A 23712-nucleotide genomic window follows, 5' to 3' on the forward strand; every position below is an offset into this window, starting at 1 on the left:
GTCCGGACGGGACGGGCCCGGGCGCCGCGGCCCGCTAGCCTGGAACGCGTGACCGAGATCGAGCAGTCCCCCGCCCCCTTCCGCCTGGTGTACGTGCCGGGGGTGACGCCCACCAAGTGGCTGCGGGTGTGGGAGGAGCGGCTGCCGGGCGTCCCGGTCGAACTGCTGCAGTCGGCGCCCGCCGACGGCCGCGCCCTGCTGCTCTCCGGCGGGGCGGACGCCGGGCTGGTCCGGCTGCCGGTGGACCGGACGGTGCTGAGCGCGATCCCGCTGTACACCGAGACCACCGTGGTGGTGTTCCCCAAGGACCACTGGTTGGCCGCCGCCGAGGAGGTCACCGCCGCCGACCTCGCCGAGGAGATCGTCTTCCACCCGCAGGACGACACCCTCGACTGGCCCGAGCTGCCCGGCCGCCCGGCCTTCGAACGCCCCGCCACCACCGCCGACGCGGTCGAACTGGTCGCCGCCAACGTCGGCGTGCTGGCCGTCCCGCAGTCGCTGGCCCGGCTGCACCACCGCCGCGACCTCACCTACCGCCCGCTGGTCGACGTCCCGCAGTCGCAGGTCGCACTGGCCTGGCCGGAGGACGCCACCACCGACCTGGTCGAGGAGTTCATCGGCATCGTCCGCGGCCGGACCGCCAACAGCTCGCGCGGCCGCACCGCCGCCGCCGAGGAGCAGCGCCGCCCGTCCACCAAGAAGCCCGCCCGCCCGCAGCCCGCCCAGTCCCAGCACCGCACCGGCCAGGGCGCCAAGCCCAAGCCGGGCCAGCCCCGCCGCGCCGGCGGCACCCGCACCGCCCAGCCCAAGCGCGGCAGCAGCGGGGGCGGCGGCCGAAAGAAGTAGCCGAGGCACTGGGGGGGCTCAGGCCAGGAAGGCGCGGATCGCCGGGGCGACGGCCCGGGCGAGGTCCTCGGGCGTTCGGAGGTCGGCGTCGATCGTGGACCGGACCCAGGGCGGGCGACGCGGCGCCCGGTACCCGGAAAGCCGCCGACCGATGCCGCCGACCGATGCCGCCGTCCCGCCACCCGCCGTCCCGCCACCCGCCGTCCCCCGCGTCGCCCGCCCCGCGCTACCCGCCCCGCGCCGCCCGCCGCGTACGGTGTCGGTGGTGTGCACGGGGGGTAACGGCCGGGTCGGCGGGGTAGTCGCGTCACGCGTCCGCCGACGGGGTGCCGTCCGCGCGCTCCCCGGCGTTCCCGCAGATGGGGTGCCGCGGCCCGCATGATGGTCGCGGGCACTGTTGCCGTACCGAACGAGGAGAGTAGCCACGATGGTGCACGCACGGGCCGGGCAGCCGGCCCAGCCGCAGGACCTGATCGACGTCGCCCGCCTGGTGACGGACTATTACACGCTGCACCCGGACCCGGAGGACGTCGCCCAGCGGGTCGCCTTCGGCACCTCCGGCCACCGCGGCTCGGCGCTGCGGACCGCCTTCAACGAGGACCACATCGCGGCCACCGCGCAGGCGATCTGCGACTACCGGGCCGAACAGGGCACCACCGGGCCGCTGTTCCTGGGCATCGACACCCACGCGCTGTCCGAGCCCGCCCGGGCCACCACCCTGGAGGTGCTCGCCGCCAACGGCGTCACCGTGCTGCTGGACACCGCCGACGGCTACACGCCGACCCCGGCCGTCTCGCACGCGATCCTCACCCACAACCGCACCCGCCCCGCCGCGCTCGCCGACGGCATCGTGGTGACGCCCTCGCACAACCCGCCCGCCGACGGCGGCTTCAAGTACAACCCGCCGCACGGCGGCCCCGCCGACTCCACCGCCACCGGCTGGATCGAGCGCCGCGCCAACGCGCTGCTCGCCGCCGGCCTGGAGGGCGTCCGCCGGATCCCCTACGCCCGGGCGCTGGCCGCCGACACCACCGGCCGCTACGACTTCCTCGGCACCTACGTCGACGACCTGCCCGCCGTCCTGAACCTGGACGCCGTCCGGGACGCCGGCCTGCGGATCGGCGCCGACCCGCTGGGCGGCGCGTCCGTCGCCTACTGGGGCCGGATCGCCGAGACCCACCGGCTCGACCTCACCGTGGTCAACCCGCTCACCGACCCCACCTGGCGGTTCATGACCCTGGACTGGGACGGCAAGATCCGGATGGACTGCTCCTCCCCGTACGCGATGGCCTCGCTGATCGACAAGCGCGACGCGTACGCGCTGGCCACCGGCAACGACGCGGACGCCGACCGGCACGGCATCGTCACCCCCGACGGCGGGCTGATGAACCCCAACCACTACCTGGCCGTCGCCATCGACTACCTGTACCGCCACCGCGAGGGCTGGCCCGCCGCGGCCGCCGTCGGCAAGACCCTGGTGTCCTCCTCGATGATCGACCGGGTGGCCGCCGGGCTGGGCCGCGAGCTGCTCGAAGTCCCGGTCGGCTTCAAGTGGTTCGTCGACGGGCTGCTGAACGGGAGCGTGGCGTTCGGCGGCGAGGAGTCCGCCGGGGCGTCCTTCCTGCGCCGGGACGGCTCCCCGTGGACCACCGACAAGGACGGCATCCTGCTGGCCCTGCTCGCCTCCGAGATCACCGCCGTCACCGGCAGCACCCCCTCCGCGCTCCACCGCGAGCTGGTCGCCCGCCACGGCGACCCCGTCTACGCCCGGGTGGACGCCCCCGCCGACCGCGAGCAGAAGGCCGCCCTGGCCGCGCTGGACGCCTCCCGGGTCACCGCCGACACGCTGGCCGACGAGCCGATCACCGCCGTGCTCACCCACGCCCCCGGCAACGGCGCGGCGATCGGCGGGCTCAAGGTGACCACCGAGAACGCCTGGTTCGCGGCACGGCCCTCCGGCACCGAGGACGTCTACAAGATCTACGCCGAGAGCTTCCGGGGCGAGCAGCACCTCGCCCAGGTCCAGTCCGAGGCCCGCGAACTGGTCGGCGACGTCCTCGCCAAGGTCTGACCGGCTCCCCCCGCGCCGGACCGTTCCCCGGGCTACCCGTCGCCCGCCGCCGTCCCGCCGCCGTCCCCGCCACGACACCCCTCCGGCCGCCACGCCGGAGGGGTGTTGCATTGTGATGCTGTCTGTTCGAAGATGTTTGATGTGTCGGCTCACCCTGCCCCGCCCTGCCCGAGCCGCGCTGCGAACCACGAGGAGTGCCGCCGTGCACAAGACGGTGACCGAGCTGGCCGACGGCCGCGAGCTGATCTACTACGACACCGAGCCCACCCCCCGCGACGCCGTCGACCGGCGCCCGCTGGAGCGGGCCGCGAGCGCCTCCGAGGTCCGGGTCGACCCGTTCAGCGGCGACGCGGTCACCATCGCCGCGCACCGCCAAGGCCGCACCTACCACCCGCCGGCCGACGAGTGCCCGCTCTGCCCGTCCCGGGACGGCCGGCTCAGCGAGATCCCGGCCGCCGACTACCAGGTCGCGGTGTTCGAGAACCGCTTCCCGTCCCTCGCCGACTCCTCCGCCACCCACGTAACCCCCTGGTCGGACGGCCCGTACGCGCTCACCCCCGGCACCGGCCGCTGCGAGGTGGTCTGCTTCACCGCCGACCACGACGCCTCCTTCGCCGACCTCACCGAGGAGCGCGCCCGCCTCGTCCTGGACGCCTGGACCGACCGCACCGCCGAGCTGTACGCCCGCCCCGGCGTCCGGCAGGTCTACTGCTTCGAGAACCGCGGCGCCGACATCGGCGTCACCCTCGGCCACCCGCACGGCCAGGTCTACGCCTTCCCGTTCACCACCCCGCGCACCGCCCTCGCCCTCGACCGCGCCGCCGCCCACCTCGCCGCCACCGGCCGCAACCTGTACGACGACGTGCTGGCCGCCGAACGCGCCACCGCCGGCAAGCCGGACTCCCGGGTCGTGCTGGCCGGCGAGCACTGGACGGCCTTCGTCCCGTTCGCCGCCCGCTGGCCCTACGAGGTGCACCTCTACCCGAACCGCCGGGCCGCCGACCTCACCGCCCTGGACGAGGCCGCCCGCGCCGAGTTCCCCCGGGTCTACCTCGACCTGCTGCGCCGCTTCGACCGCCTGTTCCCCGCCCCGGCCCCCTACATCGCCGCCTGGCACCAGACCCCCCGCCCCGCCCCCGCCGAACTCGCCCTCCACCTGGAGCTGTTCACCCTCCGCCGCACCGCCGACAAGCTCAAGTACCTGGCCGGCACCGAGTCGGGCATGGGCGCCTTCATGAACGACATCAACCCCGAGACCGCCGCCCGCACCCTCCGCGAGCTCTGACCCGCGGCCCCGCACGGAAGCCCCGCCCCGCACGGAACCCCCGCCCCGCACGGAACCCCCGCCCGGCACGGACAGGGCCCGTCCGAGAACCTCCCGGACGGGCCCGCGACCTTCCCCACCGCCACCGCACCCGCTACCGCACCCGGTGGGCGCCCTGCGAGGGCACCGCCGGGAAGGCGTGCGGGTCGGCGTACCCGGCCGCCGCGAACGCCTCGCGCACCGCCCGCTCGACCTCCGCCAGCCGGTCGGTGTCCACCAGGGCGAGCACCGAGCCGCCGAAGCCGCCGCCCATCATCCGGGCGCCCAGCGCGCCCGCCGCGTTCGCCGCGGACACCGCCAGGTCGGTCTCCGGGCAGGAGACCCGGTAGTCGTCGCGCAGCGAGGCGTGCCCGGCGGTCAGGACCGGGCCCAGCGCCCGCGGGTCGCCCGCGTCCAGCAGCGCGATCGCGTCCAGCACCCGCTGGTCCTCCGTTACCACGTGCCGTACCAGCGGGCGCAGTTCGGCCGGCAGCCGCTCCTGCGCCGCCGCCAGCTCCGCCACCCCCAGGTCGCGCAGCGCCCGCACCCCCAGCAGCCCGGCCGCCCGCTCGCAGCCCGCCCGCAGGCCCGCGTACGCGCCGTCGCCCAGGTCGTGCTTGACCCGGGTGTCGATCACCAGCAGGGAGAGGCCGACCGCGGGCAGGTCCAGCGGCACCTGGCGGCCGGCCAGCGTCCGGGTGTCCAGGAAGTAGGCGTGGCCCGCGACGCAGCAGCTCGACGCCATCTGGTCGAGCGCGCCGCACGGCACTCCGACGTACGCGTTCTCGGCGCGCTGGGCGAGCAGCGCCCGGCCGGGGGCGTCCAGGCCCAGGCCGTACAGCTCGTCCAGGGCGAGCGCGGTGGCGCACTCCAGCGCGGCGGACGAGGACAGGCCCGCCCCGGACGGCACGTCCGAGTCGAACGCCAGGTCGGCCCCGCCCACCGGGTGCCCGGCCTCGGCGAGGGCCCAGAACACCCCGGCGGGGTACGCCGCCCAGCCGGACACCGACCCGGGGGCCAGGCCGTCCACCGCGAACTCCGCCACCGCGCCGTCGCCCTGCGCGCTGAACAGCCGCACCAGGCCGTCGGAGCGGCGGCGGGCCGCCACCCGGGTGGCGTGCGGGAGCGCGGCGGGCAGCACGAAGCCCTCGTTGTAGTCGGTGTGCTCACCGATCAGGTTGATCCGGCCGGGGGCGGCCCACACGCCGTCGGGGGCGTCGCCGAAGGCGGAGGCGAAAACGGCGGCGGCATCGGTGGCGGCATCGGTGGTCATCGGGCACTCCAGCGGGCGTTCAGCGGCGTTCACGGGCGGTCGCGGGTGTTCACGGGCCGTTCACGAGCAGTCGGGCGGCATATCCAACACATTCAAACACACAACCCCACACCCGAACAGGGTCGGCGCGGCCCCGGCGAACTATGCTGATCCTCTCCCACCCCCAGCACCCGTGGAGGACCACAGTGACCACCGACGGCGGACTGCTCGCCGACCAGCGCCGGGCCCTGATCCTCGACCTGGTCCGCCGGGACGGGGCCGTCAAGGTCGCCGAACTGGTCGACCAACTCGGCGTCTCCGACATGACCGTCCGCCGCGACCTGGACGCCCTCGCCCGCACCGGCGCCGTCCGCAAGGTCTACGGCGGCGCGGTCGCCCGCACCACCACCGCGGACGAGCCCGCCTTCGAGGCCAAGTCCAGCCTCGCCGCCGACACCAAGGCCGCCCTCGCCGAAGCCGCCGCCGCCCAGGTCCAGCCCGGCAGCGTGGTCGCCGTCTCGGCCGGCACCACCGCCTACGCCGTCGCCACCCGCCTGCTCGACGTCCCCGGCCTCACCGTGGTCACCAACTCGCTCCCCGTCGCCGAACTCGTCCGCACCCGCGGCGACGACGGTCCCGCCCTCCTGCTCACCGGCGGCGCCCCCACCCGCTCCGCCGCCCTGGTCGGCCCCCTCGCCGACCAGGCCATCCGCTCCCTCCACGTCGACCTCCTGATCATCGGCGCCCACGGCGTCAGCGAACGCGCCGGCCTCACCACCCCCAACCTCGCCGAGGCCCAGACCAACCGCGCCCTGATCGCCTCCGCCCACCGCACCGTCGCCGTCGCCGACCACACCAAGTGGGGCATCGTCGGCCTCAGCAGCTTCGCCGCCCTCACCGACCTCGACTGCTTCATCACCGACCAGGCCCTCCCCCCCGAAGCCCGCACCGCCCTCACCGAATCCTGCGGCGCCCTCCTGCTGGTCTGACACCCCGCGGCCCGCGCACCACCGCCCGGAGCAGGGTCAGGAGTGCGGAGGTGAACGGGGACGGGCGTCGTGGCGCGGCGGGCGGTGCGGCGGCGGCCGGTGCGGTCCCTGGTGCCGGGGTTGCCGCGGCGGGTGCGGGTGCGGGCGCGGGCGTTGCCGGTGCCGGCGGTCGGACGGTCCGCGCCATCGGCAGCAGCGTCCGCACCGCGACCACACGCCCTGCGGGGCCGCAGCGGGGGAGCGCGGCCCCAGCCGGGGCAGCGCCGGGACACGAGGCGGTCGGCCGCCGCGCCGCGCCGCACCCGCCCGGGCCGAGGTCCGCGAGCAGCCGGCCCGGCAGCGGACTGGCCGTCCAGCGCGGTCGTGACACCCAGGCGGAGGCCCGATGGTGGCCCTTCCCCGCCCACCCCCCTCCATCGACCCCCACCCCCTCGCTTGCCGGTGCGTGCCGGCTGGGCTGGGCCGCTGGACGGTTCGCGGGGCGTTTGCGCACACTGGCTCGATGAGGCTCCGACCGGCCAGCGGCCTGGAACTGCACGACCTGGACGTGCCCGACCCGGGGTTGCTGCCGTTCGCGGCGGGCAGCTTCGACGCCGTCGGGCCGCTCTCCCGGGCGGACTTCCCGCACCGGCACTCGTTCTACGAGCTGGTCTACGTCACGGCGGGGGGTGGGACGCACGTCATCGACCTGGTCGAGCACCGCATCCAGCCGCCCACGCTGTACGCGGTGCTGCCCGGTCAGGTGCACCGCTGGTCCGGGGCGGGGCGGCTAGACGGGTGGGTGTTGCTGTTCAACGAGGACTTCCTGCACCGGCATCCGGAGGACCTGGCCCTGCTGCGCGCCCTGGCCAGTGGCCCGGGGGTCCGGCCGGAGGGGCGGGAGCACCGCGAGATCCTGGGCCTGCTGCGGGAGTTGACGCAAGAGCACGAGGCCGGTCTGGACGGTGCGGTGGGCGTGCTGCAGGCGCTGCTGCACGTCCTGCTGGTGCGTGCGCTGCGGGTGGCCCGCGGTGGCGGCGGGGCCGCGGTTCCGCGGGCGGTCGGTCATCCGCTGGTCGCCCGGTTCACCCGGATGATCGCCGACGCCGAACGCGCCGACCGCTCGGTGCTCGCCATCGCCCGTGAACTCGGCGTCTCCACCGGCTACTTGCACGAGGTGGTGAAGGAGGCCACCGGCCGCACCCCGGCCCGGCTGGTCCGCGAGCAGCAGACCCTGGAGGCGAAACACCTGCTCACCACCACGGACATGACGGTCCGTCAGGTCTCGGCGGCGGCCGGATTCTCCGACCCGGCCTACTTCTGCCGCTTCTTCCGCCGCGAAGTCGGCCGCACCCCGGGCGAGTTCCGCGAGCAGGCGAGCTGACGGCCCGGCGGCCCGGCGGCTCGACGGCTCGGCGGCTCGGCGGCTCGAAAGTCCGGCGGCCCGAAAGCCCGCTAGCCCGGCGGCGGTTGAGGAATGCACCACGTCCCGCCGACCCCGTCCATCGACGGTCCGGCCGGGCAGGGCCTAGCGTCGGAGGCACCCCACAGCGCCGCCGCGCCGGGAGGCCCGACCTCGCCGCATGTCATGTCCCGTCCAAGAGATCCCGGGCGGGCGGCGACCACCGCAGCAGTCGAACGGAGAGCCATGCCCACCCCCCACAACCCGCTGGACGGCCTGAGCGAACTGGCCGATCGCCGGATCAGCCGCAAGGGCCTGCTCAAGGCGGCCGCCCTGGCCGGCGCCGCGCCGGTCCTGATCGGCGGCGGCGTCGCCCTGGCCCGCGACGCGGTCGCCGCCGACGTCCCGGCCCCGCTCACCCCCCAGTGCACCGACGGTCACGTCACCGAGGAGCAGATCGAGGGCCCGTACTTCAAGCCCGGCTCCCCGCTGCGCACCAACCTGGTCACCAGCGGCACCCCCGGCACCCCGCTGACCGTCAGCGGCTACGTCTTCGGCCGGAACTGCCTGCCGATCCCCGGCGCACTGCTGGACTTCTGGCAGGCCGACACCAACGGCACCTACGACAACTCCGGCTACACCTTCCGCGGCCACCAGTTCAGCGCCGCCAACGGGGCGTACACGCTGACCACGATCGTCCCCGGCCTCTACCCGGGCCGCACCCGGCACCTCCACGTCAAGGTGCAGGCCCCCGGGCAGCCGGTCCTCACCACCCAGCTGTACTTCCCGAACGAGCCGCGCAACTCCACCGACACCATCTTCGACCCGGACCTGGTGATGACGGTCCGCCAGGTCGGCAACGGGCGCGAGGCCAGCTTCGACTTCGTGCTCAACGTCAACGGCACCGGCACGCCCAGCCCCAGCGGCAGCCCGACCCAGGGCTCGCCGAGCCCCAGCCCGAGCCCCTCCACCCCCGGCGGCTCCACCACCTGGGCGGTCGGCGCCAGTTACAAGGCCGGCGACCTGGTCACCTACAACGGCGTCGGCTACGTCTGCCTCCAGGGCCACATCGCGTACGCGGGCTGGGAGCCGCCGAACGTCCCGGCCCTCTGGCAGCGCCGCTGACCACCCCGTTCCCGTCGCTGACCGACCCCGCCCCCACGCGGGGCGGTCAGCGGCGACAGCCACCCGAACCGGCGGCGCGGCCCGCTCCCCGGGAGGGGAAACCCGGGCGACCGGGGCCGCGCCCGCCGAACGCCGTGACGGCCCGCGTGCGGGGTGCCCGGGCCGTCACGGCACCCCGGCCCCGGAACCCGCCGGACCACCGGCCCGGAACCCGCCGGGCCCCGTACGCTCGGCCCATGACCGAGCAGCAGCCCCAGCCCCCGCACCGGTACCTGGTGGTGACGACCACCCACGAGGACGAGGCCGCCGCCCGTGCCCTCGCCGCCACCCTGGTCCGCGAACGCCTCGCCGCCTGCGCGCAGTTGCACCCCGTCCGCTCGGTGTACTGGTGGGACGGCGAGGTCCGGGACGCCCCCGAGTGGCGCGTCGACCTCAAGACCCGGGCCGCGCTGGCCGACCGCCTCGTCACCCGGATCGGCGAACTGCACAGCTACGACACCCCGGAGGTGATCGCCGTCCCGGTGACCGCCGGATCCCCCGCCTACCTCGCCTGGCTCGACACCGAGACCACCCCCGAGGCCGGATGACGCTCCGGCAGGCGCTTCGCCGCGCGTCCCGCCGGTGGGTGGCCGCCGGGCCGTTCCCACCGGCGGGTCACCTAGCGGGTCACCCCCTGGATCGTCGCGCGGGCCGCCTCGCGGATCACTTGGCCACCGTGAAGTACCCGGTGAGGTCGGCGATCGCGTGCGTCCAACCGGCGTGGTTGTAGACGGAGAACGAGTCGCCGTTCAGTCCGGCGGTCACCGAGTTGGACACGGTCTGCCACGGCACGAAGTTGAGGTTCGAGGTGTCCGGCCGGGTCGTGTTGCTCGGGAACACCGTGAAGTGGCCGGACTCCGAGGGCGCGGTGGCCGTCACGTTGACCTCCGCGGCGAGGGCGCCGGCCGGGGCCCCGGCGCCGGTGGGGACCTGGAGCGTGGAGAACGGCGCGAGCTCCTGCGAGGGGCGGCCCTCGTACAGGTTCGGACGGGTGTCGGCCAGGCGCACCGGCACCTTCAGGGCGCTGAACAGCCCCTGGCCGCTGGGGCCGTAGAAGCCCACGATGTCGATGACGACGTTCTGCGAGCCGATGTGGTTGAAGACGTCGACCTTCCCGTCCTGGCCGACCGGCACGACCACCTGGTTCGGCACCGTCCCGCCCGGCTTGACGTTGAGGTTGGAGCCCCACTCCGGCCGCTGCCGGCCGGTCGGGTAGACGGTCAGGAAGGTGTCGCCGGTGCCGTCGGTGGCGGTGACGTTGAGGACCACCGCCCGGGCGTCGGCGGTGCCCAGCTCCGGCTTGGCGACCTGGACCGAGCGGACCCCGCCCTGCTCGATCCAGTGGCCGTCCGCCCGGCTGTCGACCAGCCGGGTCGGGGTGACCGCACCGTACTTGTCGGTCGCGCCCGGCCGGTAGTAGCCGACCACGTCGAGCACGACGTGGGTGTAGCTGCCGTTGTTGTAGACGTTGATCGCGGGGACGGTGCCCGGGGTGATCGCGACGGTGACCAGGTTGGCGACCGTCTGGCGGGGCGCGAAGCTGATGCTGGAGGTGGCCGGGGTGACGCCCGGCGCGTTCGGGTCGGCGGTCAGGGTCAGGTAGCCGTTGTCGGTGGCGTCGGCGACGGTCACGTTGACCACCACCGCCGTCGCGTCGGACGGCACCACCGGGACGCCCTGCCCGTGCGCGCGGCCGGCGACGTCGAGCAGCTGCGCCCGGTAGTTCTCCCCGGGGCTCAGCGGGCCGTCCACGCCGCTCGCGTTCCAGTAGCTGTTGCGGGTGTCGAGCACCCGGGTCGGAGCCATCCCGACGAAGCCCGCCGGGGCGCTCGCCTCCACGGTGCCGGCGGCCGGGGCCGCCTGCGCCTGTCCGACGGCCAGCACCGGGCCGGTCAGGGCGATCGCCGCGAGCACGGCGAGGCCGGAGAAGATACGGCTGCGCATGGTGAGTTGTTCCCCCACTGGTAGTGACGCCCTCCGTTCGTCATCGGAGGGTTCGTACCTGTAGGACGTCCGGAGTGCCCGCCGGTTGCGCCTCGATCCGAAGAATTTCCGATCACCCGGACGGGGCCCCCACCGGCCCCGCCGACCGCGCCCGCGCGCCGGTGCGGTCAGTGCTCCCGGGCCCAGGCGCACAGCACCGGTACGCACCGCTCCGCGAAGTACTCGTAGTCCTCCGCCGTGTTGTACGCGTGCGTGGACAGCCGGAAGTACCCCGTCCCGCCGAAGCTGGTGAAGGCCGCCTCGACGCCGAACTCGGCGGCCAGGCGGTCGCGCAGGCCGTCGGCCTCCAGGCGGGTGCGGCCCAGGCCGGCCGGGAGCCTGACCAGGCGGAGGGCGCCCACCGGCATGCCGACCTCCGCCGTGGCCGGTTCGCCGGTCGCGGCGGTGATCGTCTCGCCGATCAACTGCTCGGCGTAGTCGGCGAGTTCGCTCATGTATTGGCGGGTGTCGGCCCAACCCCACTGCTCGGCGACGAAGTCGAGCGCGGTCGGTGCGGCCAGGTAGCCGGTGACGTCCACGGTGCCCTGGGTGTCGAAGCGCTCCGGGAACGGCTCCTCCGCGCCCCAGGAGTCGATCAACGGGTAGAGGGAGTGCCGGAGTTCGCCCCGGGCGACGAGCGCGGCGGTGCCGCGCGGCGCGCAGCCGAACTTGTGCAGGTTGCCGACCCAGGCGTCGCAGTCCGCCCCGGCCAGCGGGTCCTCGTCCAGGCCGGGCACGTGCGCGGCGTCGACCAGCAGCGGGACGCCGCGCTCGCGGGCGAACGCGCCGATCAGGTCGACCGGCAGGTAGCGGGCGGTCGCGGAGGTGATCCGGTCCAGCACGATCAGCGCCGTCCGTCCGGTCACCGCCCCGGTCACCGCCGCCGCCGCCTCCGCCGGACCGGCCGCCAGCGGCACGTGCACCGTGCGCACCGAGCCGCCCCAGCGCCGGGCCAGCCGGGCCGCGCCCATGGTGACGGCTCCGTAGCCGTGGTCGGTGACCAGCACCTCGCCGCCGTCCCGGTGCGGGAGGCTGCCGTACACGGCGCTCGCCCCGGCGCTCGCGTTCGGCACCAGCGCGGTGAACTCGGCCGGTACGCGCAGGAATGCGGCGATCGCGGCCCGCGCGGCGGCGACCCGCCGGGGCAGCCCGGGGAACCACACCACCGGCGAGGCGTCCATCTCCTCGCGCAGCCGCTGCTGTTCGCGCTGCGCGACCAGCGGTACCGCGCCGAACGAACCGTGGTTGAGGTGCCGCATCCCGGGGTCGAGCGACCACCCGGCGGCGGCGGGACGCCCGTCCCGGAGCAGCAGGGGCTTGGGGGCGACGGCGGTGGGCACGGCTGTTCTCTCCGATCCGGCCGGGAGCGACGCTGTCCCGATGACCTGCGGAAAATCCTGACACAGCCGACACCGCCCCCGCCCGCCGCCCCACCCACCGCCCGGCCCGGCACGACGCACCGCCCGCCCCGGACGGAACCGGGACGGGCGGCGGGACGAGCAGCGGCGCGGCCCACAACAGCGCGGCCCACGGCGGCGCGGCCCACGGCGGCGCGGCGCGCCCTACGACATCGGCTGCGGCTTGATCATCGCGAACGGCGCCCCCTGCGGGTCGGCGACCACCGTCATCCGCCCGGCCATCATGTCGAACGGCGGCGCGAGCACCGTCCCGCCCCGCCGGACCAGCGCGTCCACGGTGGAGTCCACGTCGTCGACGGCGAAGTAGGTCAGCCAGTGCGCCGGGGTGCCGGGCGGGTCGTTGGCCAGCAGGGTGACCCCGCCGACCGCCCGGCCGCCGACCCGCAGCTCCCAGTACGAGTCCGCGCCGTCCAGCGGCTCGATCTCGATGCCGAACGCCTCGCCGTAGAACGCGGTGGCGCCCGGCACGTCGCTGGTGTGCAGCTCGTTCCAGGTCAGCGCGCCGGCCTCGTTGACCACCCGCGCGCCGAAGAACTCGCCGGGCTGCCAGACGCCGAACACCGCGCCCTGCGGGTCCGCCGCGACCAGCATCCGGCCCAGGTCGCCGACGTCCACGGTCGGGACGATCAGCGTGCCGCCCGCCGCGACGATCGCGTCCTGGGTGGCCTGGGCGTCGGTGCTGGCCAGGTAGCCGGTCCAGACGGTCGGCGGCTCCGGCATCCCCTCCGGCGCCATCGCCGGGCCGATCCCGGCCACGGCCTTGCCGTCCAGTTCGCAGACCGCGTACCCGCCGAACTCGGCCGGGCCGGGCTGCCCCTGCCAGCCGAGCAGGTCGCGGTAGAAGTCCAGCGCCGCCTGCTGGTCCTTCGCCATCAGATCGACCCAGCACGGGGTGCCGGTCGCGTACGGGGTGGTGACTTCGGGCATCTCTCGCTCTTTCCGGTTCGGGACATCCGGTGCGTCCCCCGCCAGCCACCCTCCCGGCGCCGACCCGGTTCCGCCACCGGAGCCCGGCCGACCGTCCCCACCCGGGGGAGTCGCCCCACCCGGGGGAGCCGCCCCCGCCCCCGCACCCGGGGGAGCCGCCCCCGCCCGGCCGGCGCCGTCCCCGCCCCGGCTGACGCGCCCGCCAGCCCGGCGGAGCCGTCAGGCCGGCGCGTCAGCCGGCCCGCGCCCGGGTGAGGGCGATCAGCGCGATGTCGTCCGACAGCTGGTGCGTCCAGTCCCGGACGTCCGAGACGAGGCCGGCGATCAGGCGGCCCGGGTCGGCGGCGCCCAGCACGGACAGCCGCTCGTCCAGGGGGTAGAACTCGCCGGAGGAGTTGCGCGCCTCGCTCAGCCCGTCCGTGTGCAGCAGCAGCGCCGAGCCGCCCGGCAGGGCCAGCGGGGTCGGGGCGGGGGCCGGACCGTGCCCGAGCGCGCCCAGGCCGAGCGGCAGCAGCGCCGGGACGGGGACGGCGCCGGCCCCGTCCGGCCCGACCCGGAGCGGGGCGAGGTGCCCGCAGTTGACCACCTCGACCTGGTCGACGCCGTCCCGGTGCTGGAGCAGCAGCGCCGTGGCGAACAGCTCCTCGTCGCCGCGGGCCGCCGCCAGCCGGGCGAGCTGGCGGTCCAGCCGGGCGGCCAGCTCGCCCAGGTCGGCGGTCTCGTGCGCCTGGGAGCGGAAGCAGCCCAGCAGCTCGGTGACGGTCTGGACGGCCTGCAACCCCTTGCCCCGGACGTCGCCGATCAGCAGCCGGGTGCCGTGCGGGGTGCGCACCGCCTCGAAGAAGTCGCCGCCGACGCCGGTGCCCGCCGTCGCGGGCTGGTAGTGGCCGGTCAGGCGCAGCTCGCCCAGCCGGGCCGGGATGGGGTGCAGCACCGCCTGTTGCAGGGCGATCTCGCTGGCCCGGACGCGGGCCAGCCGCTCCGACTGCTGGCGGCGGCTCCAGGCCACCAGCCCGGCCGCCGCGCCCACCGCCAGCGCGGCCACCGCCGCCCCGGGGCGGTCGGCGACCCGTTCGCCGGCCAGCGCGACCAGCAGCAGGTGCTGCAGCCCGGCCGCCGCGGCGACGGTCAGCGACACCACCGGGCGGCCCAGCACCATCGCCACCAGCGCGACCGCGCCGCAGGCCACCCAGAGCACGGTGCTCAGCGCGTCCGGGTCGTGGGTGCCGGTCAGCAGCGCCGAGCTGCCCGGCACGGTCTGGGCCAGCACGCCGCCGAGCAGGATCGCCACCGGGTACAGCGCCGAGGCGGCGGCCCGCCGCTGGCGGGGCAGCGCGGCCAGGAACCCGGCCAGGTAGGGGATCTGGGTGATCACCAGGCCGAATCCGACCAGCACCGCCACCGCGCCCGCGACCAGCGCGGCCCGCCCGGCCCCGTCCGGCAGGAAGTGCAGCGAGGCCAGGCCGACGGCGGCCAGCGGCAGGCCCAGCGAGGAGCTGGTCAGCGGGGTCAGCCGCCAGTGCCGGGCGGTCAGCCCGGCCGCCAGCATGCCCAGCCCGTAGCCGGACATCGACAGCGTCACGTGGGTCGGCGGCACCCCGCGCTGGAGCAGCAGCACGGGGACGGCCGCGGTCAGCCCGAGCTGGGTGAAGCCCAGCGTGGCGCCCGCGGCCAGCGCCCCGGCCGCGGCCCGGGCCGGGACGCCGGGCACCGCCGGGCCCGGACGGCTCCGGGCGCGCCGGACGGCCCGCACCCGGCCGGCCGCGAACAGCGCCGCCGCGGCGGCCAGCAGCCCGCCCACCACCGGGTCCGACCAGCCGCGCAGCGGCCCCAGCTCCAGGCCCGCGACGGCCGGCACCGCCGCCGCCGCCACCCCCGGCCCGCCCACGGGCGCCGAGCGGACGGTCGAACGGGGCAGCCGGTCGCGCGGCAGCAGCCGCAGCGCGACGAGCAGCAGCAGCGCGGCGGCGGCCGGGACCACCGCCTCGCCGAGCCGCCAGCCGGCCGCCGTGTCGATCCGCACCGCGACGTTCGCGCCGAGCACCAGCACCACGGCGACGCCCGCGACCGCCCCGCCCACCACCCGGGTGATCCGCCCGGGCAGGTTCAGCAGCGGGACGGAGGCCAGCGCGGCGATCAGCACCCCGGCCGACCCGGCGTCCGCCACGGCCCGCCCCGCCAGGTACGTCCAGGAGTGCCCGGCCGTGACCGCGACCGCGCCCCCCGCCGCCATCACCCCCAGCGCCCACCGCAGCACCCGCGGCCACCCCCAGGCGTCCACCGCCCGCCCCGACGCCAGCAGCGCCGTCAGCAGCGCCAGCGCCGACCCCAGCTGCGCGGCCACCCCCGTCCCGCGCCCCGCCCCGAACTCGGCGAACGCTCCCGCCGTCGTGGCGCCGCGCAGCAGCGGCAGCAGTACGGACAGCGAGGCCGCGGCCATGAGCAGCAGACGGACAGCGCGCCGGGGGGTGCCGGTCACGGGGGTCTCCTTCGGCAGGTCGGATGCGGACCAGGCTTGCAAACACCCGTACCGCCCAGAAGGGAAGAAGGTCACATACGTCACATTTATTGCTCATCGCCCACCCGGTGAACACCTGCCCCGCCCCCACCGGCGTCCACCGGTGCGTCCAGGGTGCGTCCAGGGTGCGTCCAGGGTGCGTCCACGGGGGCGGAATTCGCTGTGCGGGTCCCGCCGGCGCCGCTAGCGTGTCGCGACCACTGACGGACCGTCACCCCCGGAGGCCGCGCCATGGCGCTCACGACCGACTCCCACCCCGCCGTGCTGTCCGCGATCGCGCGCGGGTGCGCGGCGCTCGGGTTCGAGATGTCCTGCGACCCGGTGACGGGACGACTGCTGCGGACGCTGGCGGCGGCCCGCCCCGGGGGCCGGCTGCTGGAGCTGGGGACGGGCGCGGGGGTGGGCACGAGCTGGCTGCTGAGCGGGATGGACCCGGGCGCGACGCTGCTGAGCGTGGAGCTGGACGCGGCGGTCGCGGCGGTCGCGGCCGAGCACCTGGCGGCGGACCCGCGGCTGGAGCTGGTGGTGGGGGACGGGGCGGAGCTGATCGACGCGCTGCCGCCCGGCGGCTTCGACCTGGTGTTCGCGGACACCTGGCCGGGCAAGTTCCACCACCTCGACCAGGCGCTGGAGCTGCTCGCCCCGGGCGGCCTGTACCTGGTCGACGACCTGCTGCCGCAGCCCACCTGGCCCGCCGACCACGCCGCGGCGGTCGACGCCCTGGTCGAGCGGCTGACCGGCGACCCCCGCCTGCACGCCACGCCCCTGGACTGCGCCTCCGGCCTGCTGCTGGCCACCCGCCGCCCGTAGGCCCCCGCCGCCCCGAGGCCGCGGCCGCCCCGAGACCGCCACCGCCCGCACGGCCCGCCCGCGGCCCGTGGGCCGCCCGGGTGACCGCTGGCGTGGGGGCCGGGGCGCCGCTCGCGCCGGAGCCTACGGTGGCCGCCATGTGGCAGGACATGTTCGACGCGGGCATCCCGTACGGCGAGAAGACCGTCCGCACGGTGCTGGTCTACCTGGCCCTGCTGGTGCTGCTGCGGGTGATCGGCAAGCGCGGCCTGGCCCAGCTGAACACCTTCGACCTGGTGGTCATGCTGCTGCTCTCCAACGTGGTGCAGAACGCCGTGATCGGGAACGACGACTCGCTGGCCGGCGGCCTGTACGGGGCGTTGGTGCTGCTGGCCACCGACTGGCTGCTGGTGCGCCAGGCGGTGCGCTGGGACTGGTTCAACCGGCTGCTGGACGGGACGCCGACGGTGCTGGCCCGGGACGGGGCGTACGACCGGCGGACGATCGCCCGGCAGGGCATCCGGGTGGCCGACCTGGACGTGGCGATCCGGCACCAGGGCGGCGACGCGGTCGAGGAGACCGCGCTGATCGTGCTGGAGCCCGGCGGGACGCTGCTGGTGAAGCTCAAGCCGGGCGACCAGGTCGCGGACAAGTCCGACGTGGCGGCGCTCCGGGCCGCGCTGGCCGCGATCGAGGCCCGGCTGCCCCCGGCCGGTTGACCTTTTCCGACCGTTTCCGACTGCTTCGTCCCACGCCTCCGCTCGATATTGACGAATCCTTAACGGGTGGCCCCCGCCACCCCCGGCCTTCGATTCGATCACCGAAACCGCCTCTGGCCTGCGGAAACTCGGGAAACGAGCCTGCTGGACGGGCGGCTTGCCGGGTGGACGGGCCACATACGCTCCCGTGCTGTGCTCAACCTCCCCCAGGCGCTCAAGCGCCTCGTGATCGGCCGCGCCATGCGCAGCGAGGAACTCGGCGAGACGCTGCTGCCCAAGCGGCTGGCGCTGCCGATCTTCGCCTCCGACCCGCTCTCCTCGGTGGCCTACGCGACCGGCGAGATCCTGCTGGTGCTCACCGTCGGCGGCACCGCGTTCCTGTACCTGACGCCGTGGATCGCGCTGGGCGTGGTCGCCCTGATGGCCGTGGTGGTGCTCTCCTACCGGCAGGTGGTGCACGCCTACCCGAGCGGCGGCGGCTCGTACGAGGTGGTCTCGCGCAACCTCGGGGCGAACGCGGGGCTGGTGGTGGCCGCCTCGCTGCTGGTCGACTACGTGATGACGGTGGCCGTCTCGGTGGCCTCCGGCGTGGACAACATCATCTCCGCGTTCGGCTCGCTGGCCGACCACCGGGTGGCGCTGGCGCTCGGCTTCACCGCGCTGCTGACCGCGGTGAACCTGCGCGGCGTGCGCGAGTCCGGCCGGGCGTTCGCCGCGCCGACGTACCTGTTCATCGGCGCCATCCTGCTGATGGTGGCCACCGGCCTGGTCCGGCTCGCGTTCGGCGACAGCCCGCAGGCGCCGACCGCGCACCTGGGCGTCGCGCCCGAGCACGGCAAGGACGCGCTACAGGGCCTGGGGCTGCTGATGCTGGGCCTGCGCGCCTTCGCCTCCGGCTGCACCGCGCTGACCGGCGTCGAGGCGATCTCCAACGGGGTGCCCGCGTTCCGGGCCCCGAAGTCCCGCAACGCCGCGGCCACCATGGCGGTGATGGGCGTCGTCGCGGTGGTGATGTTCGCCGGCGTCACGCTGCTCGCGCTGACCTCGCACGTCCACTACGTCGAGGACGCCTGCCGGCTGACCGGCCTGGCCGGGGACTGCCGCACCCACACCCAGCAGACCGTGATCGCCCAGCTCGCCGCCACCGTCTTCGGCGGCTCGGACAGCGTGCTGTTCTACGCCGTGCAGGCGGTGACCGCACTGGTGCTGATCCTGGCCGCGAACACCGCGTTCAACGGCTTCCCGCTGCTCTCCTCGATCCTCGCCCAGCACCGCTACCTGCCCCGGCAACTGCACACCCGCGGCGACCGGCTGGCGTTCTCCAACGGCATCATCGCGCTCGCCGTGGTGGCCGGGGCGCTGCTCTGGTTCTACCGGGCGGACGTCACCAGCCTGATCCACCTGTACATCCTGGGCGTGTTCACCTCCTTCACGCTCTCCCAGATCGGCATGGTCCGGCACTGGAACCGAGCGCTGGCCACCGAGGCCGAGCCCGCCGCCCGGGCCGCCGCGCGCCGCTCCCGGGTGATCAACGGGCTGGGCGCCGGCACCACCGCGCTGGTGCTGGTGATCGTGCTGATCACCAAGTTCACCCAGGGCGCCTGGCTGGCCGTGGTCGCCGCCCTGCTGCTCTGGCTGGCCATGCGCGGCGTCCGCCGCCACTACGACGCCGTCGCCGCCGAACTCGCGGCCGAGGAGCCCGGCGCCGACCGGCCCCGGCGGGTGCACGCCGTGGTGCTGGTCTCCAAGCTGCACAAGCCCACCCTGCGGGCGCTCGGCTACGCGCAGGCGATGCGCCCCGACACGCTGGAGGCGCTCACCGTGGACGTCGAGCCGGAGGCCACCGCCGACCTGCGCGCCCGGTGGGACGGCGGCGGGGTCGAGGTGCCGCTGCGGGTGCTCGACTCGCCGTTCCGGGAGATCACCAAGCCGGTGGTCGCCCACGTGCGGGAGCTGACGGCCGCTCACCCCGGCGACGCGGTGGCCGTGCTGATCCCCGAGTACGTGGTCGGCCGTTGGTGGGAGAACCTGCTGCACAACCAGACCGCCCTGTGGCTCAAGAGCCGGCTGCTGTTCACCCCCGGTGTGATGGTCATCTCGGTGCCCTGGCAGCTCACTTCGGCGCACCGCGCCGACCGCCCCACCGGCCGGGCCCCCGGCGCGGTGCGCCGCGGCGAACCCACCCGGAGCCGCTGACCACACCGACAAGGCGGGAGCGTGAACACTGGGTGAACACCGGGAGTACTCCGCCGCGCCCGCCGGTTGACGCCCCGTCAGCCCGGCCGCCCGCCCACCCCCCGCAACCAGCCGCGCAGCGGCGCGGGCCGACCACCCGCCCGCCCGCGCCCGGCCCCCGCCCGCCGTCCCGGCCCCCCGCCCACCGGTCCGCCGGCCCGCCGCCTCCGGCCCCGCACCCCGCCTGACCGGTAAACTTGCCCAGGTTGTCTTGCTTTCGACGCCTTCGGTTGACCGCCGGGGAACCCAGGACGAGGACCGTGTGGCCGTGATGACCGTTCCCGATACCGCGCTGTTCCGCGCCCAGGCCGCCCCCGCGCCGCGCACCCTGGTCGACGTGCTGGCCGCCACCGCCGCCGCCCACCCGCAGGAGCCGGCCCTGGACGACGGGCGCGAGACGCTCAGCTACGCGGCGCTGCTCACCGAGGTGGAGCGGGTCCGCCGGCACCTGGCCCGGGCGGGCGTCGGCCTCGGCGACCGGGTCGGCGTCCGGGTGCCCTCCGGCGGCAACCAGCTGTACGTGGCGATCCTGGCGGTGCTGGCCGCGGGCGCCGCCTACGTGCCGGTGGACTTCGAGGACCCGGACGAGCGGGCCGAGCTGGTCTTCGGCGAGGCCGACGTGAACGCGGTGATCGGTGCCGACCACCGGCTGGAGAAGGTCAAGCCCTCCGGCCACGAGGCCCGGGAGCCCGGTCCGGAGCACGACGCCTGGATCATCTTCACCTCCGGCTCCACCGGCAAGCCCAAGGGCGTCGCCGTCACCCACCGCAGCGCCGCCGCGTTCGTCGACGCCGAGGCCGCGATGTTCCTCCGGGAGGAGCCGATCGGCCCCGGCGACCGGGTGATGGCCGGGCTGTCGGTGGCCTTCGACGCCTCCTGCGAGGAGATGTGGCTGGCCTGGCGGCACGGCGCCTGCCTGGTGCCCGTCCCGCGCGCCCAGGTCCGCTCCGGCGCCGACCTCGGGCTGTGGCTGGCCGAGCAGGAGATCACCGTGATCTCCACCGTCCCGACCCTGGCCGCGCTCTGGCCCGCCGAGGCGCTCAACGAGGTCCGGCTGCTGATCTTCGGCGGCGAGGCGTGCCCGCCCGAACTCGCCGAGCGCCTGGTCACCGAGGGCCGCGAGGTGTGGAACACCTACGGCCCCACCGAGGCCACCGTGGTCGCCTGCGGCGCCCTGCTGACCGGCCGGCCCCCGGTCCGGATCGGCCTGCCGCTGGACGGCTGGGAGCTGGCCGTCGTCGACGAGGCCGGCGAGCCCGTCCCGATGGGCGGCAGCGGCCAGCTGGTGATCGGCGGCGTCGGCCTGGCCCGCTACCTCGACCCGGCCAAGGACGCCGAGAAGTACGCCCCGCTGGAATCCCTCGGCTGGGAGCGCGCCTACCGCTCCGGCGACCTGGTGCGCGCCGAACCCGAGGGCCTGGTCTTCCTCGGCCGCGCCGACGAGCAGATCAAGCTCGGCGGCCGGCGGATCGAGCTCGGCGAGGTCGACGCGGCCCTCCAGGCGCTGCCCGCCGTCTCCGGCGCCGCCGCCGCCGTGCGCACCGCCCGCGGCGGCAACCAGCTGCTGGTCGGCTACCTGGTCACCCAGGACGGCTTCGACCGGGACGCCGCCGTCGCCCGGCTGCGCGCCGAACTGCCCGCCGCCCTCGTCCCGCTGCTCGCCCCCGTCGACCACCTGCCCACCCGCACCTCCGGCAAGGTCGACCGGGACGCGCTGCCCTGGCCGCTGCCCGAGCTGGAGACCGCCGGGCCCGCCGAGCAGCTCTACGGCACCGAGGCGTGGCTCGCCGAGCAGTGGACGCAGATCCTCGGCACCCCGGTGCGCGGCGCCGACGACGACTTCTTCGCGATCGGCGGCGGCTCGCTGGCCGCCGCCCAGCTCACCACCCTGCTGCGCGCCCGCTACCCGGCCGCCTCCGTCCTCGACGTCTACCAGCAGCCCACCCTGCGCAAGCTCGCCCGGCTGCTGGAGAAGTCCGCCCAGTCCGGGGGAGCGGCCCGCACCGTCGCCCCCGTGCCCCGCCGCGCCCAGGCGCTGCAACTGCTGCTGACGCTGCCGCTGGCCACCCTCACCGGCCTGCGCTGGTCGCTCGCCCTCGGCGCGCTCGGCACCGTCCTGCACCTGCTCGGCGACTACCCGTGGGCCCCCCGCGCGCCCTGGTGGCTGCTGGCCGCCGGCGCCCTGCTGCTGTACTCCGCGCCCGGCCGGCTGGCGATCGCCGCCGGCGGCGCCCGGCTGCTGCTGCGCGGCGTCGGCCCCGGCAGCTACCCGCGCGGCGGCTCCGTCCACCTGCGGCTGTGGGCCGCCGAACGGCTCGCCGAAGCCTCCGGCGCCGTCGGCCTCTCCGGCTCCTGGCTGATCCGCTACGCCCGGGCGCTCGGCTGCCGGGTCGCCCCCGACGTCGACCTGCACGCCCTGCCGCCGGTCACCGGCCTGCTGCGCCTGGGCAAGGGCTGCGCGGTCGAGAACGAGGTCGACCTGTCCGGCCACTGGCTGGACGGCGACCGGCTGGAGATCGGCGCGCTGCGGATCGGCGCGGGCGCCGTGGTCGGCACCCGCTCGACCCTGCTGCCCGGCGCCAAGATCGGCAAGCGCGCCGAGATCGCCCCCGGCTCCGGCGTCACCGGCGCCGTCCCCACCGGCCAGCGCTGGGCCGGCGCGCCCGCCGCCAAGACCGGCAAGGCCCAGCGCGGCTGGCCCGAGCAGCGCCCCCCGCGCACCCGCCGCTGGGCCGCCGCCTACGGCGCCACCGGCTTCGCGCTCTCCCTGCTGCCGCTGCTCGCCGCGCTGCCCGCGCTGCTGATCGCCGGCCGGTTCGTCCACCCCGGCGACGGCCCGGAGGCGGCCGTCCGCGGCGCCCTGACCGCCCTCGTCCCCGCCACCCTCGCCTACGGGCTGGCCTACGCCGCGCTCGTCCTGGCGGGCGTCCGGCTGCTCTCGCTCGGACTGCGCACCGGCTACCACCCGCTGCACGGCCGGGTCGGCTGGCAGGCGTGGACGGTCAGCCAGCTGATGGACCTGGCCCGCGAGACGCTGTTCCCGCTGTACGCCGGGCTGATCACCCCGGTCTGGCTGCGGCTGCTGGGCATGCGGGTCGGCAAGGGCGCGGAGGTCTCCACCGTGCTGGCGCTGCCCAGCCTGACCAAGGTCGGCGACGGCGCCTTCCTCGCCGACGACACCCTGATCGCCCCGTACGAGCTGGGCGGCGGCTGGCTGCGGATCGGGCGGGCCGAGATCGGCGAGCGGGCCTTCCTCGGCAACTCCGGGATGACCGCGCCCGGCCGGGCCGTCCCCGACCGCGGCCTGGTCGGGGTGCTGTCCGCGACGCCCAAGAAGGCCAAGCGCGGCAGCTCCTACCTGGGCATGCCGCCGGTCAAGCTGCCCCGGGCCGCCGACACCGCCGACCTCGCCCTCACCTACGAGCCGCCCGCCCGGCTGCGCTGGGCCCGCGGCCTGACCGAACTGGCCCGGATCGTCCCGGTGCTCGCCTCCGCCGCGCTGGCCGTGCTCACCGCCGCCGCGCTCTGCGCCCTGGACGCGCCGCTGCTGTCGGGCCTGGTGCTGCTGGCCGCGGGCCTGGCCGCCTGCCTGGTCTCCGCCGCCGCCAAGTGGCTGCTGGTCGGCCGGTTCCGGGCGGTCGAGCACCCGCTGTGGTCCGGCTTCGTCTGGCGCAACGAGCTGGCCGACACCTTCACCGAGGTGCTCGCGGTGCCCTGGCTGGTCGGCCGCACCGCCGGCACCCCGCTGATGAACCTGTGGCTGCGCGCGCTCGGCGCGCGGATCGGCCGCGGCGTGTGGTGCGAGAGCTACTGGCTGCCCGAGGCCGACCTGGTCACCCTCGGCGACGGCGTCAGCGTCAACCGCGGCTGCGTGCTGCAGACCCACCTCTTCCACGACCGGATCATGCGGCTGGATACTGTGGAGCTCCGCGCGGGCGCCACCCTGGGCCCGGGCGGGATCGTGCTGCCCGGCAGCACCGTCGGCGAGCGCTCCACCCTCGGCCCGGCCTCGCTGGTGATGCGGGCCGAGACGGTGCCCGCCGACACCCGCTGGCTCGGCAACCCGATCGAAGCCTGGCAGTAAAGCAGTGACCGCCCCCGCGCCAGGAGGACCCCC

Annotated in this window: 16 protein-coding genes; 11 read left to right on the forward strand and 5 right to left on the reverse strand. The window is 75.8% G+C overall.

Features of this window, described 5'->3' with window-relative positions; all coding sequences use genetic code 11:
• Window positions 1-48: 48 nt before the first annotated feature.
• The 3 genes from ACIP60_RS00845 (at window position 49) to galT (ending at window position 4202) form a co-directional block, all read left to right on the forward strand.
• On the forward strand, window positions 49-846 hold the full coding sequence (locus ACIP60_RS00845) for a LysR family substrate-binding domain-containing protein (protein ID WP_400678736.1): 798 nt from the start codon (window positions 49-51) through the stop codon (window positions 844-846).
• Between the two features lie 427 nt (window positions 847-1273).
• A complete protein-coding gene (pgm, locus tag ACIP60_RS00850; protein ID WP_400678738.1) occupies window positions 1274-2917 on the forward strand; it encodes a phosphoglucomutase (alpha-D-glucose-1,6-bisphosphate-dependent) in 1644 nt (547 codons plus the stop codon).
• Between the two features lie 202 nt (window positions 2918-3119).
• Window positions 3120-4202 (forward strand): galactose-1-phosphate uridylyltransferase, encoded by a 1083-nt coding sequence (gene galT, locus ACIP60_RS00855; protein WP_400678739.1) that lies wholly within the window; start codon window positions 3120-3122, stop codon window positions 4200-4202.
• Window positions 4203-4335: 133 nt separating this feature from the next.
• Here galT and galK read toward each other — a convergent pair whose 3' ends face one another.
• Window positions 4336-5493, reverse strand: coding sequence for a galactokinase (gene galK, locus ACIP60_RS00860; protein WP_400678740.1), 1158 nt, complete (start codon window positions 5491-5493; stop codon window positions 4336-4338).
• 143 nt (window positions 5494-5636) lie between these two features.
• Between galK and ACIP60_RS00865 the strand changes: the two genes are divergently transcribed.
• The 4 genes from ACIP60_RS00865 to cutA all read left to right on the forward strand — a co-directional run bounded on the left by ACIP60_RS00865 (window position 5637) and on the right by cutA (window position 9554).
• Entirely contained in the window at window positions 5637-6461 is an 825-nt protein-coding gene (locus ACIP60_RS00865) for a DeoR/GlpR family DNA-binding transcription regulator (protein WP_400678742.1), read from the forward strand.
• Window positions 6462-6963: 502 nt separating this feature from the next.
• Window positions 6964-7824 carry a helix-turn-helix domain-containing protein gene (locus ACIP60_RS00870; protein WP_400678744.1) on the forward strand — a complete coding sequence of 287 codons (861 nt, stop codon included), beginning with the start codon at window positions 6964-6966 and terminating at the stop codon, window positions 7822-7824.
• A 264-nt stretch (window positions 7825-8088) separates the two neighbouring features.
• Window positions 8089-8967: a carbohydrate-binding protein gene (locus tag ACIP60_RS00875; RefSeq protein ID WP_400678745.1), complete on the forward strand. Its 879-nt coding sequence runs from the start codon at window positions 8089-8091 to the stop codon at window positions 8965-8967.
• 236 nt (window positions 8968-9203) lie between these two features.
• The gene (cutA, locus tag ACIP60_RS00880; RefSeq protein WP_400678747.1) at window positions 9204-9554 is read left to right on the forward strand and encodes a divalent-cation tolerance protein CutA; all 351 of its coding nucleotides are present in this window, start codon (window positions 9204-9206) and stop codon (window positions 9552-9554) included.
• A 115-nt stretch (window positions 9555-9669) separates the two neighbouring features.
• On the opposite strand, the gene ACIP60_RS00885 is transcribed toward cutA, so the two are convergent.
• From ACIP60_RS00885 to ACIP60_RS00900, 4 genes are all read right to left on the reverse strand, one after another.
• Entirely contained in the window at window positions 9670-10950 is a 1281-nt protein-coding gene (locus tag ACIP60_RS00885) for a hypothetical protein (RefSeq protein ID WP_400678748.1), read from the reverse strand.
• Between the two features lie 167 nt (window positions 10951-11117).
• Window positions 11118-12329 (reverse strand): aminotransferase class V-fold PLP-dependent enzyme, encoded by a 1212-nt coding sequence (locus ACIP60_RS00890; protein ID WP_400678750.1) that lies wholly within the window; start codon window positions 12327-12329, stop codon window positions 11118-11120.
• Window positions 12330-12551: 222 nt separating this feature from the next.
• Window positions 12552-13334: a VOC family protein gene (locus ACIP60_RS00895; protein ID WP_400678751.1), complete on the reverse strand. Its 783-nt coding sequence runs from the start codon at window positions 13332-13334 to the stop codon at window positions 12552-12554.
• A gap of 232 nt (window positions 13335-13566) precedes the next feature.
• Complete coding sequence (locus tag ACIP60_RS00900; RefSeq protein WP_400678753.1) at window positions 13567-15813, reverse strand: PP2C family protein-serine/threonine phosphatase; 2247 nt, start codon at window positions 15811-15813, stop codon at window positions 13567-13569.
• A 270-nt stretch (window positions 15814-16083) separates the two neighbouring features.
• Between ACIP60_RS00900 and ACIP60_RS00905 the strand changes: the two genes are divergently transcribed.
• The 4 genes from ACIP60_RS00905 to ACIP60_RS00920 all read left to right on the forward strand — a co-directional run bounded on the left by ACIP60_RS00905 (window position 16084) and on the right by ACIP60_RS00920 (window position 23679).
• A complete protein-coding gene (locus ACIP60_RS00905; protein WP_400678755.1) occupies window positions 16084-16662 on the forward strand; it encodes an O-methyltransferase in 579 nt (192 codons plus the stop codon).
• A 137-nt stretch (window positions 16663-16799) separates the two neighbouring features.
• Complete coding sequence (locus ACIP60_RS00910; RefSeq protein WP_400678757.1) at window positions 16800-17360, forward strand: DUF421 domain-containing protein; 561 nt, start codon at window positions 16800-16802, stop codon at window positions 17358-17360.
• A gap of 240 nt (window positions 17361-17600) precedes the next feature.
• Window positions 17601-19556, forward strand: a complete 1956-nt coding sequence (locus ACIP60_RS00915) for an APC family permease (RefSeq protein WP_400679898.1) — start codon at window positions 17601-17603, stop codon at window positions 19554-19556.
• A 310-nt stretch (window positions 19557-19866) separates the two neighbouring features.
• Complete coding sequence (locus ACIP60_RS00920; protein ID WP_400678759.1) at window positions 19867-23679, forward strand: Pls/PosA family non-ribosomal peptide synthetase; 3813 nt, start codon at window positions 19867-19869, stop codon at window positions 23677-23679.
• Window positions 23680-23712: the final 33 nt, after the last annotated feature.

The sequence above is a fragment of the Kitasatospora sp. NPDC088783 genome (assembly GCF_044750705.1).
GTDB lineage: Bacteria > Actinomycetota > Actinomycetes > Streptomycetales > Streptomycetaceae > Kitasatospora > Kitasatospora fiedleri.

What these genes read in the sequence shown, in the direction of transcription:
- pgm (WP_400678738.1), top strand. Translation starts at nt 1,274, where the DNA reads ATGGTGCACGCACGGGCCGGGCAGCCGGCCCAGCCGCAGGACCTGATC.
- galK (WP_400678740.1), bottom strand. Translation starts at nt 5,493, where the DNA reads ATGACCACCGATGCCGCCACCGATGCCGCCGCCGTTTTCGCCTCCGCC.
- ACIP60_RS00865 (WP_400678742.1), top strand. Translation starts at nt 5,637, where the DNA reads ATGCTGATCCTCTCCCACCCCCAGCACCCGTGGAGGACCACAGTGACC.
- ACIP60_RS00870 (WP_400678744.1), top strand. Translation starts at nt 6,964, where the DNA reads ATGAGGCTCCGACCGGCCAGCGGCCTGGAACTGCACGACCTGGACGTG.
- ACIP60_RS00875 (WP_400678745.1), top strand. Translation starts at nt 8,089, where the DNA reads ATGCCCACCCCCCACAACCCGCTGGACGGCCTGAGCGAACTGGCCGAT.
- cutA (WP_400678747.1), top strand. Translation starts at nt 9,204, where the DNA reads ATGACCGAGCAGCAGCCCCAGCCCCCGCACCGGTACCTGGTGGTGACG.
- ACIP60_RS00885 (WP_400678748.1), bottom strand. Translation starts at nt 10,950, where the DNA reads ATGCGCAGCCGTATCTTCTCCGGCCTCGCCGTGCTCGCGGCGATCGCC.
- ACIP60_RS00895 (WP_400678751.1), bottom strand. Translation starts at nt 13,334, where the DNA reads ATGCCCGAAGTCACCACCCCGTACGCGACCGGCACCCCGTGCTGGGTC.
- ACIP60_RS00905 (WP_400678755.1), top strand. Translation starts at nt 16,084, where the DNA reads ATGGCGCTCACGACCGACTCCCACCCCGCCGTGCTGTCCGCGATCGCG.
- ACIP60_RS00910 (WP_400678757.1), top strand. Translation starts at nt 16,800, where the DNA reads ATGTGGCAGGACATGTTCGACGCGGGCATCCCGTACGGCGAGAAGACC.
- ACIP60_RS00915 (WP_400679898.1), top strand. Translation starts at nt 17,601, where the DNA reads ATGCGCAGCGAGGAACTCGGCGAGACGCTGCTGCCCAAGCGGCTGGCG.
- ACIP60_RS00920 (WP_400678759.1), top strand. Translation starts at nt 19,867, where the DNA reads ATGACCGTTCCCGATACCGCGCTGTTCCGCGCCCAGGCCGCCCCCGCG.